The organism is Marinobacterium alkalitolerans, assembly GCF_017776525.1.
Classification (GTDB): Bacteria; Pseudomonadota; Gammaproteobacteria; order Pseudomonadales; family Balneatricaceae; genus Marinobacterium; species Marinobacterium alkalitolerans.
The window spans coordinates 50,287-68,534 of sequence record NZ_JACVEW010000019.1; the positions used below are offsets into that span (position 1 = coordinate 50,287).

General features: G+C 55.9%; 14 protein-coding genes and 2 tRNA genes. 2 read left to right on the plus strand and 14 right to left on the minus strand.

The window, feature by feature from the left end:
• Positions 1-5: 5 nt before the first annotated feature.
• The gene (locus tag H9C73_RS12305) at positions 6-4,850 is read right to left on the minus strand and encodes an NAD-glutamate dehydrogenase (protein ID WP_209288126.1); all 4,845 of its coding nucleotides are present in this window, start codon (positions 4,848-4,850) and stop codon (positions 6-8) included.
• Positions 4,851-5,035: 185 nt separating this feature from the next.
• Here H9C73_RS12305 and H9C73_RS12310 point away from each other — a divergent pair, with 185 nt between their 5' ends.
• Entirely contained in the window at positions 5,036-6,670 is a 1,635-nt protein-coding gene (locus H9C73_RS12310) for a BatD family protein (protein ID WP_209288127.1), read from the plus strand.
• A gap of 5 nt (positions 6,671-6,675) precedes the next feature.
• On the opposite strand, the gene H9C73_RS12315 is transcribed toward H9C73_RS12310, so the two are convergent.
• Complete coding sequence (locus tag H9C73_RS12315) at positions 6,676-7,560, minus strand: TIGR01777 family oxidoreductase (RefSeq protein ID WP_209288128.1); 885 nt, start codon at positions 7,558-7,560, stop codon at positions 6,676-6,678.
• Positions 7,561-7,640: 80 nt separating this feature from the next.
• Here H9C73_RS12315 and H9C73_RS12320 point away from each other — a divergent pair, with 80 nt between their 5' ends.
• Positions 7,641-8,252, plus strand: a complete 612-nt coding sequence (locus tag H9C73_RS12320) for a riboflavin synthase subunit alpha (RefSeq protein WP_209288129.1) — start codon at positions 7,641-7,643, stop codon at positions 8,250-8,252.
• Between the two features lie 8 nt (positions 8,253-8,260).
• On the opposite strand, the gene H9C73_RS12325 is transcribed toward H9C73_RS12320, so the two are convergent.
• From H9C73_RS12325 to H9C73_RS12380, 12 genes are all read right to left on the minus strand, one after another.
• Positions 8,261-8,812, minus strand: a complete 552-nt coding sequence (locus H9C73_RS12325; protein ID WP_209288130.1) for a hemerythrin domain-containing protein — start codon at positions 8,810-8,812, stop codon at positions 8,261-8,263.
• Positions 8,813-8,897: 85 nt separating this feature from the next.
• The gene (locus H9C73_RS12330) at positions 8,898-9,704 is read right to left on the minus strand and encodes an AlbA family DNA-binding domain-containing protein (RefSeq protein WP_328797978.1); all 807 of its coding nucleotides are present in this window, start codon (positions 9,702-9,704) and stop codon (positions 8,898-8,900) included.
• A 14-nt stretch (positions 9,705-9,718) separates the two neighbouring features.
• The gene (locus H9C73_RS12335) at positions 9,719-10,105 is read right to left on the minus strand and encodes a hypothetical protein (protein WP_209288131.1); all 387 of its coding nucleotides are present in this window, start codon (positions 10,103-10,105) and stop codon (positions 9,719-9,721) included.
• Between the two features lie 58 nt (positions 10,106-10,163).
• Positions 10,164-12,782, minus strand: coding sequence for an aminopeptidase N (gene pepN / locus H9C73_RS12340; RefSeq protein ID WP_209288132.1), 2,619 nt, complete (start codon positions 12,780-12,782; stop codon positions 10,164-10,166).
• Positions 12,783-12,795: 13 nt separating this feature from the next.
• A complete protein-coding gene (locus tag H9C73_RS12345; protein ID WP_209288133.1) occupies positions 12,796-13,629 on the minus strand; it encodes a DUF2797 domain-containing protein in 834 nt (277 codons plus the stop codon).
• Complete coding sequence (locus H9C73_RS12350; RefSeq protein ID WP_209288134.1) at positions 13,622-13,891, minus strand: YeaC family protein; 270 nt, start codon at positions 13,889-13,891, stop codon at positions 13,622-13,624. Before H9C73_RS12350 ends, H9C73_RS12345 begins: the two co-directional genes overlap by 8 nt.
• Before the next feature lie 30 nt (positions 13,892-13,921).
• Positions 13,922-14,785, minus strand: a complete 864-nt coding sequence (locus H9C73_RS16375) for a rhomboid family intramembrane serine protease (protein WP_209288135.1) — start codon at positions 14,783-14,785, stop codon at positions 13,922-13,924.
• Positions 14,782-15,765 carry a metallophosphoesterase gene (locus tag H9C73_RS12360; protein WP_209288136.1) on the minus strand — a complete coding sequence of 328 codons (984 nt, stop codon included), beginning with the start codon at positions 15,763-15,765 and terminating at the stop codon, positions 14,782-14,784. Before H9C73_RS12360 ends, H9C73_RS16375 begins: the two co-directional genes overlap by 4 nt.
• 3 nt (positions 15,766-15,768) lie before the next feature.
• Positions 15,769-16,656: an NAD(+) kinase gene (locus H9C73_RS12365; protein WP_209288137.1), complete on the minus strand. Its 888-nt coding sequence runs from the start codon at positions 16,654-16,656 to the stop codon at positions 15,769-15,771.
• A 39-nt stretch (positions 16,657-16,695) separates the two neighbouring features.
• Positions 16,696-17,628, minus strand: coding sequence for a 1-aminocyclopropane-1-carboxylate deaminase/D-cysteine desulfhydrase (locus H9C73_RS12370; protein ID WP_209288138.1), 933 nt, complete (start codon positions 17,626-17,628; stop codon positions 16,696-16,698).
• A gap of 461 nt (positions 17,629-18,089) precedes the next feature.
• A tRNA-Asp gene (locus H9C73_RS12375) sits at positions 18,090-18,166 on the minus strand.
• 6 nt (positions 18,167-18,172) lie between these two features.
• Positions 18,173-18,248, minus strand: a tRNA-Val gene (locus H9C73_RS12380).

Genomic DNA, 18,248 nt, shown 5'->3' on the forward strand with positions numbered 1-18,248 from the left:
GCACCTCATGCTTCCAGCTGCGTACTGCATCGGGCCATATCGGCCAATTCTCTAACCGCTACAGTATACATGGCATAGTCTTCACTGGACGCATTTTTGAGCTCGTTGAGCATATTCAGCCAGCGATCAATGTGCTGCTGATTATGCTCCAGCCAGTCGGCCATCCGTTCAGGTGCTGCCTGATTGTCACTCTTGGCAGACTTGAGCACGGATGCGGTCAGGGCTCGGTGCTGGGTATCCAGATCGTCCCTGAACGTATCGCGTGCCAGCGCCTGCCAATAACTGTGAATACCCAGATCGTTCAACTGGGAACTAAACCACTGCAACTGCAGCCGCTCGCCCAGTCCGAAGAACACCTGAGCCGCCGCCTCCACGGAGATGGACTCCTCACTGGCAACCTCAATGATGCTAAGTGCCGAATACAGTGCTTTGGAGCCTGCAATGATCTGTGCCAGACGCGCCGGCACACCTTCATCACAGTAACGGCTGTAGGCCTTGTGCCAGGTTTCGTAAGGCTCACCGCACAGCAGGTCCCCCAGGTTACGCATGATCGCCTCAAGCTGAGGCGCAAAGTTACCCGCTTCCTGTGCACATTCGAGCCGTGCCGGTCGGTTGCGCACAAACCAGCGGGTTGCACGCTTGATCAGATTCTGCAGGCTGTACATCAGTTCTGCCTGAATCTCGGCCGACACCTTGTAGTCCAGCTCTTCGACCGCTTCCCATAGCGGTATGAGACCGAAAATATCACGTGCCAGTACATAGGCCCTGACGACCTGCTCTATTTCCGCGCCGGTCGAAGTCAGCAGTCGGTCGGCGAAGTTGATCCCCATCAGATTCACCATCTGGTTGGCGATCTGGGTCGATATGATCTCCTTGCGCAGGCGATGCTGTTCCAGCGCAGAACCGAACTCTTCATGAATCCGCGCCGGGAAGGCCGTCTGCAGTTCACGCGCCAGATAGGGGTCATCCGCCACATCAGATGCCAGCAGCTTTTCTTTCAGGTCGGATTTGCTGTACGACACCAGCACGGACAGTTCCGGCCGCGTGAGACCCTGCTCTGCGTTCTGACGATCCGCCAGCACATCATCCGAAGGCAGGTTTTCCAGCTCTCGGCTCAGCTTGTCCGCGCTTTCAAGTGCATTGATAAAGCGCCGGTATTCCGCCATGGAGCCCAGCGAACGTGATTCGGCCAGTGAAATCGCCTGTACCTGGCGGTAATTGTTTTCCAGCACCAGTTCAGCCACGGTTTCGGTCATGTCGCTCAGGAGACGGTTACGCTGCTTGGAGGTCATGTCATCGTTGCTGACCATTTCATTGAGGAGAATCTTGATATTCACCTCGTGGTCGGAGCAATCGACACCGCCGGCGTTATCTATAAAGTCCGTATTCAGACGACAGCCTTTTTCAGCCAGCGCCATACGTGCACGCTGAGTCAGCCCCAGGTTACCCCCTTCGCCAATCACACGCGCACGCACTTTCTGAGCGTCCACTCGCAGGCCATCGTTGGCCTTGTCACCCACATCGGCATGGGTTTCCTCGGCAGCCTTGATATAGGTACCGATGCCACCATTCCAGATCAGGTCAACCTTGGCACACAACAGAGCCGAGATGAGCTCATTGGGCGTAATGCGGCTGCCTGTCAGCCCGGTAAGTTTCTTGATTTCGGGCGTCAACGTGATCGATTTGGACGCACGGCTGAATACACCGCCACCTTTGGAGATCAGCTCCGTGTTGTACTCACCCCAACCACCGCGCTCTTCAAACAGACGCTGGCGCTCCTTGAAGCTTGCGGCCGGATCCGGGTCCGGGTCGATAAAGATATGCAGATGGTTGAATGCAGCCTGCAGGCGGATCTTGTCGGAACAGAGCATGCCGTTGCCGAACACATCGCCTGACATGTCACCGATTGCCAGCACGCTGAACGGGTCCTCGGCGGTATTGATCCCCATCTCGCGGAAGTGACGCTCCACGGATACCCAGGCACCTCGAGCCGTGATACCCATCTTCTTGTGGTCATACCCCTGACTGCCGCCTGATGCGAAGGCATCTCCCAGCCAAAAGCCATATTCTGCCGCGATTTCGTTGGCAATGTCGGAGAAGGTTGCGGTGCCCTTGTCTGCCGCCACAACCAGATAGGTATCATCCTCATCATGCCGCACGACCTGTTTCGGCGGCACGACTTCGCCGTTCACCAGGTTATCTGTCACATCCAGCAGTGCGCGAATAAAGGTGCGATAGCACTCTACCCCTTCTCGCTGCCACTCTTCACGCGACATGCCTTCATGGGTACCGCGAGCAACAAAGCCCCCTTTGGCACCGACCGGCACAATGACCGCGTTTTTCACCTGTTGCGCTTTTACCAGACCGAGAACCTCGGTGCGGAAGTCTTCATGACGGTCCGACCAGCGCAGCCCCCCACGGGCCACCTTGCCACCGCGCAGGTGAACACCTTCCACCCGCGGTGAATGCACATAGATCTCGAACATCGGCTTGGGCTCAGGCACCAGCGGAATTTCGCGAGGCGACAGCTTGAACGATACATAGGGCTTGGGCTTGCCGTTTTCCTGCTGATAGAAGTTGGTTCTCAAGGTTGCCTTGATCAGCGAGAGGTACTGGCGAATCGCCTGGTCCTCATTCAGGCTGCTGACATTTTCCAGCCCCTGAAGTATCGCTTCTTCCTGTGCCTGCTGTTCCTGTTCCGAAGCCGCATCCGGATCAAAGCGCGCAGCAAAGAAGGCAAGCAGCTGACGCGCCAGATCGGAATGGTGACGCAATGCCAGGCTAATCGCTTCCTGACTGATCGGGAAACGCATCTGTTTCATATACCCGGCATAGGCCCGCAGCAGAGTGACCTGACGCCAATCCAGTTCCGCACCCAACACCAGCTTGTTGAAATCATCATTGCCGGCAAGGCCGTACCAGATATTCAGGAAGGCATCTTCAAATACCGCCTGCATGGTATCGGCCGTCACCTGCTGACGCCCCGTGTAACGCAGGTTAAAGTCATGCACCCAGACACAGTAGTCATCGACCTCGACCTGATAGGGGTGCTCATCAATCACCCTCAGCCCGAGGTTTTCCAGAATCGGCAGCACATCAGACAACGGCAGTGCTTCGCCGCGGTGGTAAAGCTTGAAATTGAGCTCTTCCGGCTCACGCTCCAGGGCTTCGTAAAAGCTCAACGCCATCGGCTCCGCTTCGGTCAAACGGGACATGTGCTGAATGTCCACGACCGCCGCCCGCGGGGTAAAGTCCGCCCGATAGCCAGCCGAGAAACCGCCATGGTAGTGGTTGTAGGCCTTGATTCCTTTCTCTTCGCCCAGCATTTCAATCAAGGCGTCATACAGCTCTTCCTGCCAGCTGCTGGCTGCATGTGATACCTGCCGCTCCAGCTCACGCTCGTCATAGTGATCCGTGACTGACCGGCGATCCGAACGGCGCAGCAGGAATTGAGTACGTGCCAGCACAGACTCGGAGAAATAGGTGGTGAACTCCGCCCCATCACAATCCAGCGCTGCCTGCAGAATTTTCTGCACCCGCAGACGGAAGTCGGTGCTGTAGATTTCCCTGGGCACGTAGACCAGCGCAGAAAAGAACTGACCATAGTAATCACGGCGCAGAAACAGGCGGATCTGGCGGCGCTCGTGAATCTGAAGAATCCCCATGGCGATGCGGTACAGTTCATCCAGGCTGGATTGAAACAGGTCATCGCGCGGGTAGATTTCAAGAATCTGTTGTAGCTCTTTCCAGTCATGTCCTCCCTCGGGCAGACCCGAGCGCTGCATGACTGCTTTCACTTTGTGGCGCACAACAGGAATATCGGTTGAGCCGTGCAGATACACCGCCGAGGTGTACAGACCAAGGAAGCGTGACTCACCCACCAGCTTGCCCTGCTTGTCGAAACGCTTGATGCTGATGTAGTCAGGATAAGCCGGGCGGTGCACCCGGGACTTGCGTGACGACTTGGTGAAAGACAGCAATTCGGGCACCAGCGTAAACGCACCTACGTCACGCTCCTCACTGAACAGAGGCCCCTGATCAAAGCCTTCCCGGTCATCCCGCAGCAGGCCAAGGCCACTGTTGGCCACCGGCTCAAGCTGCTGTTTGTCGCCCTCGCCTGTCAGGACAAACTCATCGTAACCAAGGAAGGTAAAGTGCTCCTTGAGCCAGCGAATGAAGTCGCGTGTTTCCTGCACGTCATCCGCGTCCATCTGATTGGGCGCCTTGTCGTAAATTGCCAGCAGGTCATCCGTCTTGGCCAGCATGTGATCAAAGTCCTGCACGGTCGCTTCGACTTCGGACAGAACTTCCAGCAGTCCATGCTGCAGGGCTTTCAGCTGTTCCGGATCGGTATGGCGGTCCACCTCGATTGCCACGACCGATTCACAGATACAGGACTTGTCGTTGCTGCAGTCGGTTTTGCACAGCTGCTTCAGGTTCCCGTTTTCATCCCGCTCAACGTGCAACAGCGTGTTGAGAATGGCATGAATAGACAGGCCTCGACGGTTCAGCTCCATCCGAAGGGAATCAACGATGAAGGGCATATCCTCCTGCACAACCTCAATCACGGTATGCGTCGACTGCCAACCATGACGCTCATAATCCGGATTGAATACTCGCACCTTGGTTTCACCATCGGCACGTTCCTGGATGAACTGCCAGGCATTCAAGGTTGCGCCATACAGGTCATCAATGCGCCACTTGAACAGATCCGTTTCTGCCATATGAGCAAAATACTGGTCCGCGAATTCACTCATGGGAAGCGACCGCTTCTGCGGGAGTCGATCACAAATCATCTCTTTGAGCTGGTGCAGAAAATCAGCTTTGCTCTCGGTAGTCTGAGAGGACATACCTACCCTCCTATGGCAAATGGAATTGGCTTTTGCAGCAGTATAGTTAAACAATAGATTAAGTCATGTTTAAAGGCCTGATCTTACGGTTTAAAAAGACAGGTCGATTAAAATTGATATGTACTAGCCCATAGCTGATAATAAACCGAGTTCACAAATTCATTTACGAGCGTTTGGACGTAATGATGCGTGCATTTTTCGCACTGCTTTTGGTTATTTTTTCGCCGCACCTGATGGCTCAGGTTTTGGCGACGCTGGATCGGTATTCCATTACGGCTTCTGACACCCTGAATTTGACCCTTGAGGCGGCTGACCAGATTCAGCAGCGTCCAGATCTCAGTGCGCTGCAGCAGGATTTTCGAATTCTTGGCAGCCAGCGCATCGTTGTGTCCAGCCATTCATCCGCATCACGTGATGTCAGCACACGCTGGCACCTCCAGCTGCGCCCGCTCAAAACCGGCAACCTGACAATTCCCCCGGTACGGCTGGGTGACGGGATCAGCGCGCCGATCGATGTAACGGTTACAGGTGCCCTGCAGCAGCGCACAAAACCCGACAACCTGTTTCTGGACAGTCTGGTCAGTCAGGACCGGGTCTACAGTCATGCCCAGCTGTTGTATACGGCACGACTCTTTCTTCGCACCGCCCCACCGGCTTCCATGGAATTTCTCCCCCCCAGCATGCCTGGCGCACTGGTGGTAAAACTGACCGACCCGCGCACCTACAAAACAGACCGGGGTGGTGAAAACTGGTTTATTCGTGAACAAACCTTTGCTTTATTCCCGTCCGAAACCGGTCTACATACCCTGATAGGCGCAGAAGTCAGGTCTGATGACCTTAACTTTTCTACTCCTTTGCCTGAACGTTTTGAAATTGAGGTTTTACCCCCGGCACATCAAAATAGCCGTGGTTATTGGTTACCTGCTGAACAAATTTCACTGTCTGAAAACTGGGACAGCAGCATTAATGTTCAGCCGGGAGAAAGCTTTGTACGGGAAATCACCCTCACCGCAAAAGGGCTTCCGGCTGATGCGCTGCCGACCTTGTTCACCCAGCGCAACGATGATTATTTTGCGCAAAAGGAAGATGTGAGCCTGACCGAGACTCAAACCCCTCAGGGGCTGGTCAGCACCCGCACCGAGCGCATTCGAATTGAGCCACTGGCGCCGGGCGACCTCAGCCTGCCCGCCATCGACCTGAACTGGTGGCACACCCTGAATGAAAAAGCGGAAACCGCGACTCTGCCGGCACGCGAGGTCAAGGTGGTACAGCCCGTCATCGCGGCACCAACACCCTCGACTCAAGTCACCCGGTCAGTCAATGAGCCATTGGATGTCTGGTTGTGGGTCTCGGTCGGACTCGGACTGTTATGCACGGCGACGACAGGCGGGTGGATTCACAGCCTGCATCAATTGAAACAGGCCCGCCAGCAGCATCAGGTGGATGACCAGCTGGAAGAACAGCGACGTGCACAGAAGCTGCTGCTCTCCCACCAGCGCGCCGAACGTAACACCTTCCAGGCCCTGGCAATTGCCTGTCAGCAGAATGATGCGGAAATCGCGCGTACGCGCCTGATTGAGTGGGGCCAGAATTTCTGGCCCGAGCATAATATCGATTCACTGGAAGGGTTGTGTGAAGCGGCACACAGCCAGACCGTTGATTATCTTGTGCTGGACCTTGACCAGCACCTGCACCAGTCTCCCTTTGAATGGCAGGGAGATCTGCTGCTGGAAGCGGTCGAGAAATTGCGCCAGAAACGGCTGCGTCAGGCAGACCCGGGCAATGAGGACGCCGACTTCATGGTGCCACTGGCGTCCTGAGCAGACTATTGGATTGATGCCTTGAGGGCAGCTTCCAGCGAAGTGTACTTGAAGGTATAACCCGCCGAGTTCAGGTGCTTCGGCACCACCCGCTGTCCCTCAACCAGCAGTTCGCTGGCCTCACCCAGCATCAACTGCATCACAAAAGCCGGCATTCTGAAAACAGCGGGCCGCTTCACGACCTGCCCGAGCGTTTTACTGAACACTTCATTGGTCACAGGCTCAGGTGCCGTTAAATTGAACGGTCCTCTGAGTGAGGGGTTGTCGAGCAGATACAGAATCGCACCCACCTCATCATCCAGATGTATCCATGACATCCACTGCTGGCCGTCACCGATAGGACCTCCCAGCCCCAGCTTGAACGGGGGAAGCATCTTGCTCAAGGCTCCCCCCCCTGGCCCCAGAACCACGCCGGTCCTCACAAGACAGACGCGAGTGGTACTGCTTTCAGCCGCCATCGCGGCCTGTTCCCAGGTGCGGCATAACTCATGGGGAAAACCCGCCGAGGGGTCGGCGGACTCGTCCAGCACTTCATCCTGATGGGAGCCATAGTAGCCGATGGCTGAACCGCTGATCAGCGTATGGGGCGGGGTGTCGAGCGACGACACCCATTCCACCAGCTGACGTGTCAGGTCTATCCGGCTGGAGCGCAGCAGCTGCTTGCGCGCATCAGTCCATCGCTTGTCCACGATTGGGGCACCGGCCAGATTGACTACGGCATCCAGGCGCCCCTTGACGGCCGAAAGTCTGTCAACCACCAGCAGCCCCTTCCGGGCGGGCACCCGCGCCGGAGTTCGGCTCAGTATCACGACCTGGTCCCCGCGTTCCGTCAAGGCCTTTGTCAGCGCCTGCCCTATAAAGCCACTCCCACCGGTTACCAGTATTCGCATCTTGCCTACTCCCTGAAGATTTCAGGTAACATTACGCCAGTCGCTCGATCATGGATCCCTAATCAAGAGGTTAGCACAGTATGTTTACAGGCATCGTTCAAGGAATAGCGCGGGTCTCCGCTCTCACTCGCAAGCAGGGCCTGGTGCAGCTGCAGATAGAACTGCCAAATGAACACTGTGATCAGCTTGAGCTCGGTGCCAGTATCGCGCTCAACGGTACCTGCCTGACCATCACGGAACATGCAGCCCCGTTCGTCAGTTTTGATGTCATCGACACCACACTTGAGCTGACCAACCTGGGCAGCCTTGAAGTCGGTTCAAGTGTCAATTTCGAGCGGGCGGCGCGTATCGGTGACGAGATTGGTGGCCATCTGATGTCAGGTCATATTCTCTGCTGCGCGGAAGTCATGGCAGTAGAATATCCTGACGCAAATAATTGCCACATTCGTTTCAAGACACCCGAGGTTGCAGCACGCTACCTGCTGCCTAAAGGGTTTGCCGGTCTGAACGGCTGCAGCCTGACATTGGCTGACGCCGATGCACAAAGCTTCAGCGTTTCTCTGATACCAGAAACCCTGTCCAGAACTACATTTTCAGACTTGCAGCCCGGTGACAGAGTCAACCTGGAGGTTGACCCCCAAACCCAGGCCATTGTGGATACAGTGGAACGCTATATGCAGCAGCGAGGCTGACATCAGCGTTAATGGGTGTTCATGTCTTCGAGCAGTGCCCGATACAGGTCGCGGTACTGCTCTGCCTGATGCTCGCCAAACAAGGGATCGGCCGGGGGCGGAATCCGCTTGGCCAGCTCTACCCAGTCTTCCTCTGACGCCAGAGCATCCAGTTTGGGAAAGATTTTCGACTCTTCGAAATCCAGATGACGCTTTTCGGTCTGTACGAAGGTTTCGAGCTGATCGGTAAACCGATCCATCGGCATCACCGCATCGCCCAAAACAGCATCGATTGAATCTGACAGTTGACTGGAGAGCTTCTTCAGCGCTTTATGCTCCTGCTCACAGGCATCAAAACGCTGATCCAGTTCAGGGTCCCGCCCCCTGAAATAGGCGTACATCTGGTCTTCATGCGGGTGGTGATGCTTGTCTGCATACCCGCCCACATAACTGACCACATCAGCCATCAGGGAAAAATCAGGGTGGACCCCTTCACGCAGTCGCGCCACCTTGCGCTCAAGAATGTCCAGCAGTCGTGTCAAATTAATGTGGTCTTGATGCAGCTCTGACAGTGTATTCATCTTGGCACGCTCCTGATATGAGTAACTCACCTCACTATAGCTGACCACAACAAAGCCTTCTTGATTCCCGTCAAGCGCGGACCAGTCAGTGGCTGCCATTGTTATCACTGTCGAGCAGGTCAAGCAGCATGCCGAGCTTGTGCTCAATGTCCTGCAGCAGGTGCTGCCCCTGGTCATTGATCACGGGGGCGATGCTGTTTTCAAGCTGAACGATTCCTGCCTGGCTCTGGCGCAAGGCCTGCATCAGGTTGCGTGAGCGTTTCTTGTTACTGTCCGTGAGTTGCTCGATGCGCGAAAGCGTGCGCTGCAGCTGCTGGTCCAGCTCAAACAGGCGCTCACTGACGCCCAGCATCCCTTCACTGAGCGCATGGCTGACCGTGCCCAACTGGTGCTCCAGTTGATGCACCGCCTTGCGAAAGCGTGACAGAAACAGCTCCCCTTCCCGCTCCATGAAAATGGCCAGCAGCTCTTCAGGCAACATGGCGCGGTTGCGCCCGTCCGTACGGATCGCATATTCGCCGCGCTGGGTACAATAGGGTTTATGAGGACCGCTGGCGATCTCGACCCGCAGGATCGGTTTGGAAACGGCCAGGTTTTCGGTGAAGATGCGAAGTTCGATGTTGGGAATACACCCGGTCGACTTGTTGACCAGTGTCAACCGAGCCTTGTCGTCTACCTCGCAGCCGACAACGCGCCCCCGCTGGACACCATCCCTCGTGGTAAACTCGTCGATGCCAATCAGCAGGGTGCCGCCGAAGGGTGAGTTGGCAAATGCGACGAGGTCAGAACTGCGCACAGCCTGAACCTCGCGCTTGAAGTCAACATTGACGCCTTCGGGCAGCGACAGCAGGTGCCGGGTACGCTGGCTAAGTCGTTTATACTCGCGCTGCACCCCTGTCACCCCAATCAGGCATAGAGCGATTCATCGAAGGGATCCAGCGGTGTTTCCAGCTGTTCATCGCTGCGGCGATAGAGGATACGCCCTTCGAACTTCAGACCCTTGCTGGCAAACCAGCGTTCAGCCATTTCCTTGCCCTCTTCCGCCTGAGTGACCCGGTACCAGGCCGCAACGATTCGATAGAAGTACAGCCCGAACAGGCCTGCAGCCGCCCCCAGGAAAAACTCGGATGCCAGTGCAAACACCATCAACACGACGCCCGCCACCCAGACACGGCTTCCGCGTGCATCTTTCAGAATTTCGTTCGCGGCCAGGCACTGATCATGAAACTTGAGATAACGACGATAATTCTGTTGCAGGTCGAATTTATCACTTGAATCAAAATAGGCTTCCATCGGTATATCCTTAACCAGTGTGTTTATCAGGGGCACAAGGCCCCCTGTATTACATCATTTACACAAGACTCTTGCTGACTACTTCGTATACATCAGCAGACAGCTCAGGGGTATCCATCATTCGTTGTAACTGCTTCTGCATCAAGGCACTGCGTGCCGCATCGTAGCGTTTCCAACGCGTCAGCGGTGTCAGCAGGCGCGAGGCCACCTGAGGGTTCTGTCGATCCAGATGCAGGATCCAGTCAGCCAGCCATGCATACCCCTCTCCACTTTCATTATGGAAGTGAATCGGGTTTTGCCCACAAAAACCACCAATCAATGCACGCAGCTTGTTGGGATTCCATGCATCAAAGACAGGGTGCTCACTGAGCTGCTTGACACGCTCAAGGGCCCCTTCGGCCGGGTCAGACGCCTGTACCGAAAGCCACTGATTCATGACGAGCGGTTCGTGCTGCCATTGCAGATAGAAATTCTGCAACAGCTCGTCGGCACTTTCGCGATGAGGTGAATGCACCACCAGCGTCAGGGCAGACAACTGATCGGTCATGTTATCGCTCTGCTCGTACTGCTGTCGCGCCAGCTCCAGCCAGGGCTCACGACCGGTCGACATCAGATATCCCAGTGCAAGGTTTTTCAGACTCCGACGCCCGATGGACTCTGCATCCGGCGAGTAGGCCACATCCTTCAGATCACAGCGCTGATAGGCTGCAAGCCATTGTTGCTCAAGCGCCTCAGCAATCACCTTGCGCATGCCCTTACGCACTTCATGGATAGCCACCACATCAATGGTGTCTGCCAGCTCAGCCAGCTGAGCTTCCGAAGGCAGTTTCAGGCACTGCGCCAGCATGGCCGGATCCAACTGCTCATCCAGGAGCAGTTCCGACCAGGCATTGAGCAACGCATCAGGCACACTGGGCTCGGCACCGGGCCGGTAGGCATCGATCTGCTCCTGCATCAACCGGATACACAGGCGCTGCCCCGCATCCCACCGATTGAACCCGTCCGTATCATGCCGCAACAGCATCAGCAGTTGCGCATCGGAGTAGTCATACTCCAGCTTGACCGGTGCAGAGAAGCCACGCAACAGCGAGGGAACAGGACGCTCGTTCAAACCGGTAAAGCGGAAGCTCTCTTCCTCGGCGGTCACTTCGAGGACACCGGAACGCAGCTCAGTACCATCCATGCCCAACAGGCCAAACGCCAACGGCAGATGGTAAGGCTGCTTGTGTTCCTGTCCCGGAGATGGAGGGCAGCTCTGGCTGATATGCAGCTGATATTCTCCACTGGCCTCGTCATAGCTGTCGGTTACGTTCAGGCGCGGTGTCCCGGCCTGGGAATACCAGCGACGGAACTGAGTCAGGTCGCGTCCGGAGGCGTCTTCCATCGCTTTTACGAAGTCATCGGTCGTAACCGCCTCTCCGTCATGACGCTCGAAATAGAGATCACTGCCCTTTCTGAACAGCTCCGGCCCCAGCAAGGCGTGCACCATTCGCACCACCTCTGCGCCCTTTTCATACACCGTCAGCGTGTAGAAGTTGGAAATTTCAATATAGGATTCGGGCCGTACCGGATGTGCCATGGGGCCGGCATCTTCAGCAAACTGGGCCGTTCTCAGCAGGGACACATCCTCGATGCGTTTCACCGTCCTCGAGTTCATGTCAGCGGAGAACTCCGCATCTCTGAACACGGTAAAGCCTTCCTTGAGGCTGAGCTGGAACCAGTCGCGGCAGGTGACACGGTTACCCGACCAGTTGTGAAAATATTCGTGCGCCACCACGCCTTCAACGCGCTGAAAGCCCGCATCAGTCGTGGTTTTGGGGTGGGCCAGCACACAGGAGGTGTTAAAGATATTGAGCCCCTTGTTCTCCATGGCCCCCATGTTGAAGAAGTCCACCGCAACGATCATGTAAATATCCAGATCGTATTCGCGCCCGTACACTTCTTCATCCCAGCGCATCGCCTTTTTCAGCGATTCCATTGCATATTCGAGTTTGTCCAGGTCCTTGCGCTCAGCGAAGATCTGCAGCCGAACCTCGCGTCCTGAGGCTGTCAGGTAGCGATCCTCAAGCACTTCCAGATCCCCTGCTACCAGTGCGAAGAGGTAGGCCGGCTTTGGCCAGGGGTCTTCCCAGGTCACCCAGTGACGGCCGTCTGACTCCTCTCCGCTGGCAACAGGATTACCATTGGACAGCAAAATCGGATAGCGCGATTTTTCGGCAGTCAGAGTCGTCTTGAAAATCGACATGACGTCCGGACGGTCCGGGAAAAACGTAATGCGTCGGAACCCCTCCGCCTCACACTGGGTGCAGAACATGCCATCAGACTTGTACAAGCCTTCCAGGGCCGTATTTTCGTGCGGCAGCAAGCGTGTCACACACTCCAGCACAAATTGATCGGGCACATTGGCGATTGTCAGCAGCTCACCTTCACGACGGTAGTCACCCGAATCGAGCACCTGGCTGTCGATACTCAGGCGCAGCAGCTCCATATCTTCATGGCCATTCAGCACCAACGGCTGTCGCTTGCCACCAGACTCCGGGTTGCTCTTGATACTGAGCCGGGCACGTACCAGCGTTTGCTCCTCTTCAAGCTCAAAATCAAGCTCTGTGTGGGTCACCAGCCACGCCGGGGCTTGATAGTCTTCCAGATAAATCGCTTGAGGCTGCTGTGCAGTCATGAAAACTCCAGACTCAGTAACTTAATTCAACATTATAGGCGGCAAACTTGCGGATATTGATCACCCCGGTATCCAGAATCAGGTATTGCCCCTTCACCCCCTGAAGCACACCTTCAACGACCGGCTGCTTGTCAAAGTTATGGGTTCCCACCTTGGCCGGATACTGCTCAACCGGATATTCGATGCTGACCACGTCACGGTCGAGCGCACGAATAGCATCAGCGCCGTATGACTGACGCAGATCATCCAGTTGCAGCGCACAAAGATCCAGCAGCCTGTCCCGCTCCGCCTTGAGGTCCAGCGGTTCAACTTGCCCCTTGAGCATGGTGCGCCAGTTGGTTTTATCGCTCACATGGGAGGCGATGATCTGTTCAATCAGGCCGGAGTGAAGCCGGTTATCCACTTCCAGAATGGGCAGTGCCTGAATCGCGCCCTGATCAATCCAGCGCGTGGGCACCTGCTCTCCACGGGTAATCCCGACCTTGAGACCGGACGAGTTGGCCAGATACACCACGTGGGGCTGAAAGCAGTGACGCTCCCCCCAGGCGGGGTCACGGCAAGTCCCCTCGTGATAATGACACTTCTCGGGCTTTACGATGCAGGAGTCACATTGTGGCAGGCGGGTAAAGCAGGGGTAGCAGAACCCCTGATTGAAACTTTTGCGTGTTTTGCGGCCACAGTGCAAACAATGAATATCGCCGGAAAAGGTCAACCTGATGGGCTGGCCAATCAGCGGATTCAATTCAACCAGTTCGTCATCCAGGGGCAGACGGTACTCGACCGGCTCCCCCAGATGCGTAATCATTTTGCGCAGGTGCCCGCTGATGCGCGGCTCAAGATCAGCCATCACTCAATATCTTCAATGTCTGAGGCTGAAGCGGATCAACACCGTGCTGCTGACCATCCGGCCGCGTGCGGTCGATGTATCCCACGCGCTCATTCTCCGCGACCTTGTGCGTATGCTCATACGCAATCACGGCTCGCAAGCTGGTTTCGCGTTGCTCCTGACTCAGGCGCTCGCCATTTGGCCATTTGCCCAGCTCAACTGCACGCCGAAGGGACTGGTAGACCTCCGGCGTCATGGATTCGATCATCTTTTCAAATGTCATCGTCTGCCTCCAGAATACCTGACAATAGTATCACACCGACGTTCCCTTGCCCCGGCACAGCCAACGCCCGACAGGCAGCCAGGCAAGTCCACACACCAGCCCAACCAGATGGGCCGTATTGGCAATCGCTCCCAGTCCAACCCCTTCCAGCACACCGGTAAACCCGAGCACCAGCCAGAACATCAGCAACCCCATCAAGGCGGGAGGCAGACCAAAGCGAGGTGAGCTGACCTGCCGATCCCAGATCCAGCTATAGGCAATCAGCGCAAACACGACACCCGACATGCCACCAAACATCGGCCCCGAGACCCAGAACTGGGCAAGATTGGACATCAGACCACTGAACAACACCAGCCCAAGCAGTGAACGCGTTCCCTGAGTGGCTTCCATTTTACCGCCCACTATCCAGACCCAGAGCAGGTTAAACAAAATGTGGATGACACTGAAATGCATGAAAATGGGGGTCCAAAGTCGCCACAACTGGCCGGACAACAACACCTGCTCAAGGGCAGCGTATTGCAGCGTGTTACCGGAGACGGAGAAAGGCGAGAACGAGAACAGCCCCATCACATCAAGCTGCTGGCCAAAGCCGATCAAGAGGGAAATGGCGACACTGGCCGCGGCCAGCGTCAACGTCAGAGGGACTCTTCGCAGCGGCGGTGCGGCGGGCAGTCTTCGCTGGTTGACGGGCTCAAGCACTACCTGCTCAAGCGGCTCACCGCTTTGCCACAAGGTAAAAAGCTGTTGTACCCGTGATGCATCAGCCGGGTTTTCTACCCAGATAACCTGACACTGTTCCGACTCGGTCACCCGGTGCGTCACCCCGCTGCGCCAGAGGCAGGCGGCAAACTCGCTCAGATCAAGCTGCAGCGGAACTTCTATGACAGGAATCACGAAGCGCCCACCTCGGGATCAACCAGATGTACCTCCCTGGCCACATCGACCCAGACAAACTTGTCCGGCTGTATACGGGTTTCATCATCCAGACGGTACGCCACCAGCTTGCCGAATTTAACCGCGCTGTAATCAAGACAGGCGATATTTGAGGTAACCGGAGCGGGCTTGCCTTCACGCCAGTAATGACCAATAAACAGCAGTTTTTCATCCGGGCCGTAATACAGCAGATCCCGCTTTTGCGATGCGGTAATGGGCAGTCGAGACAAGTGGGCAGGCAAGGGGTCGGGCTGAAATACCACGTCTACCAGATACTGAGGGTCAGGCATCCAGAACTTGGTGCGGAAAAAGTGACGACGAAAACCGTCCTTGCTCACCATCACCTCGTTGTTCGGGAGCCGCAGGTGCGTCCCTCTCAGCAACCGGTCCATCACCTCCCACTCGAAGCTGCCATCCACGGCCGAACGCTCAAGGAAGGTTCGGTCGATACGGTTACCGCCCATCCTCGCCTTGAACTGCTCGATCAGCCCTTCATGCCAGCAGGCGTGAACCACCCTGAAATGGTCGAACTCCAGAAACAGAGGCAGCTGCAGAAACCAGTCCATAAAGTCCTGCTGCTCATCCTTGTAGGGTGAAAGCTGTTCCAGCGTTTGCTGGAGGATGCGCTTGTGCCTCGGCGTATGCTGACGCAGGTATTCTCCCGGTCGGTTCGGGTCTGGCGTCATGTAACACATGAAATTGTATTCGTGATTTCCCATCACGATTTCGGCATGTCCGGCTTCCACCATGTCTCGAACGATGTGGAGAGCTTCACGGATATGCGGCCCGCGATCGATGATATCCCCCAAGAACACCACTTTTCGACTGTGGTGCTGATAGACACCATTGACCTGTCGGTAGCCCATGCGGGCCAGCAGCATGCGCAGACTGAGTGCGCAGCCGTGAATATCTCCGATCAGATCATATCCCTGTATCGCCACAGGCTACTCCTGCTCTCCAAACTTGGTGCCCCACCCCAGCTTTTCCCGGCAGGTACGATAGAAGTCATAGTCACGCGGATGCAGCAATTTAAGCTTGTGTGACTTCTTGCGGATGGTGATGCTATCCCCCGGCGCCAGGCTCTGGTTCAGCTGCCCGTCACAGGAAATGGACGGGTATGCCTTGTTGTCCTCCGTGATCACCAGCTTCAGCTCGCTGTTGCCATCCACCACAATGGGGCGGCTGGACAGCGTGTGGGGAAACATGGGCACCAGCACCAGCGCATCCAGCTTGGGATGCATGATGGGGCCTCCCCCGGAAAGGGCGTAAGCCGTAGACCCGGTAGGCGTGGACACGATCAGGCCATCCGATTTCTGGGTGTATACGAACTGCCCTTCGATATAGAGCTCAAACTGAATCATGCGCGTCGCTTTACCCGGGTGAACAACGCAGTCATTCAGGGCTGTCATCTCACCAATGGGCTCACCATTGCGTTTGATCTCGACATCCAGCAGGAAGCGCGTGTCGACCATGTAGTGGCCACTCAACACCTGTACCAGCTTGTCCTCAAAATCCTGGGGGGGAATATCGGTCAAAAAGCCGAGGTTGCCACGATTAATGCCTAGCACCGGGATTTTGCTCTGTGCCAGCGAGCGGGCAGCGCCCAAAAGGCTGCCATCCCCACCCACCACAATGGCCAGGTCGCAGATCTCGCCCATCATTTTCTGTTTGCACACCTGCTGACCATGACCGGGCATCACGTCAGCAATCGTTTGATCAAGAATGACATTCAGGCCGCGATCATCCAGAAAGCGGATCAGCTCCTTCAGCGTATCAATAACCGACTTGCTGCCAAGGCGTCCGATCAAGCCAATATTTCGAAAGTTATCCATGCCTGCCCGCATTCTCCAGATTGGTGATTGTTTCTGTCATTATAAAGCCAAGGGGCCTACAAATTCAGGCGCACCAGGACCCAGCTGATCCTTGAACCCCCTTTTCCCCTGCAGCCCACCGGTGTGCAGCACCAGAATACGACTATGCGGTTTTATGCGGCGTTGCACAATGCTTCTTTGGAGTGCCATCAGGGCCTTGACCGTATAGACCGGGTCCAACTCCAGCCCGCAGGCCGATTCAACCCGCTTCAGCCCAGCGGCCAACTCCCCTGGCAAACGTGCATAGCCACCACCATGGCCTTCCTGCATGAGCGACCAGCGGCATACCGGCTGAACACCCGCTTCTGCCAACAGCATTTCTATGTCAGTTTCCAGCCAGCCGTCCTGTTTTAATACCGACACACCCAAAACATGCACACCCCTTGATGCACCTGCAATCACGCCGGCCATCGTTCCACCTGTACCAACCGGTAATACAACCTGGTCGTAGCGGGACGACTTGAGGTGCGGGTGTTGCCACAAGGAAGCAACCGAATGCACCGCACTGACCTGACTTCCTCCTTCCGGAACCAGCACCACAGGACCAAAGCGCGCTTCCAGCTGCTGCTGGAAATCCGGATCTTTTCGGCGCCGGTAGGTTGTGCGATCAACAAAGTGCAATTCCATTCCCCACTTTCGCGCATCACTCAACGTAGGGTTATCGGCATAGGCACTTTCCCCGCGAATCACACCAATGGTCGGAATACCCAGCTTGAACCCGGCAAATGCCAGCGCATGAATATGGTTTGACCAGGCACCACCGAAACTCAGCAGTGGCAGCCCCGCCCGTGCAGCCTGTTCAACCGCCGGCTTCAGCTTGAACCACTTGTTGCCGCTGATCTGTGCATGAACCTTGTCCAAACGCATGACCTCAACCCGCACTTCGGCCTGACGCGTCAGGGCTGTTTCAAAAGCGTGCACAGGAATGGACACAAGCCGTCCTTCGAATATTTGTTCGTATGGAGTAGACATATCAAAAAGTCAGAAATGACAGAGGTTTCAAGCCGGCATTCTACAGCATATCGGCCACCACACTTCGGGCTGCCAAAAGACAAGAAAACCCAAGGCACGGTTTTCAAATCAGCCGAGCAGCCAATCTGGACCAAAAAACCGCACAGAATTTTCGGGTGAGAAAAAGGAACCAAAGCGAGTATGAAACTGAAGCAAGTACCCAAACTGAAGTCTTGGGTCAACTTAAGGAAGGCTTATGGGGATTAAGTAAAGAAAGGAAAAGGTGGCGGAATGCAAGGGACTAGCGACCCTGATCATGCCAATGAGAGCTGAAAGGCATTCCAACCGTTCAACCTCAAAATCAGCGGAACGGACGGGACTGGCGACCCTGATCATTCCAGCGAGAGCTGACAGGCAGGTATTCTAACCCTTCAACCTCAAAGTGGCGGAATGGACGGGACTCGAACCCGCGACCCCCTGCGTGACAGGCAGGTATTCTAACCAACTGAACTACCACTCCGCGTCTTGGTGGGCGAAGAGGGGTTCGAACCCCCGACCCTCTGCTTGTAAGGCAGATGCTCTCCCAACTGAGCTATTCGCCC

Bases quoted from the DNA above. Each gene is read 5' to 3' on its own strand.
- H9C73_RS12305 (WP_209288126.1), bottom strand. From the start codon at position 4,850: ATGTCCTCTCAGACTACCGAGAGCAAAGCTGATTTTCTGCACCAGCTC.
- H9C73_RS12310 (WP_209288127.1), top strand. From the start codon at position 5,036: ATGCGTGCATTTTTCGCACTGCTTTTGGTTATTTTTTCGCCGCACCTG.
- H9C73_RS12315 (WP_209288128.1), bottom strand. From the start codon at position 7,560: ATGCGAATACTGGTAACCGGTGGGAGTGGCTTTATAGGGCAGGCGCTG.
- H9C73_RS12320 (WP_209288129.1), top strand. From the start codon at position 7,641: ATGTTTACAGGCATCGTTCAAGGAATAGCGCGGGTCTCCGCTCTCACT.
- H9C73_RS12325 (WP_209288130.1), bottom strand. From the start codon at position 8,812: ATGAATACACTGTCAGAGCTGCATCAAGACCACATTAATTTGACACGA.
- H9C73_RS12335 (WP_209288131.1), bottom strand. From the start codon at position 10,105: ATGGAAGCCTATTTTGATTCAAGTGATAAATTCGACCTGCAACAGAAT.
- pepN (WP_209288132.1), bottom strand. From the start codon at position 12,782: ATGACTGCACAGCAGCCTCAAGCGATTTATCTGGAAGACTATCAAGCC.
- H9C73_RS12345 (WP_209288133.1), bottom strand. From the start codon at position 13,629: ATGGCTGATCTTGAGCCGCGCATCAGCGGGCACCTGCGCAAAATGATT.
- H9C73_RS12350 (WP_209288134.1), bottom strand. From the start codon at position 13,891: ATGACATTTGAAAAGATGATCGAATCCATGACGCCGGAGGTCTACCAG.
- H9C73_RS12365 (WP_209288137.1), bottom strand. From the start codon at position 16,656: ATGGATAACTTTCGAAATATTGGCTTGATCGGACGCCTTGGCAGCAAG.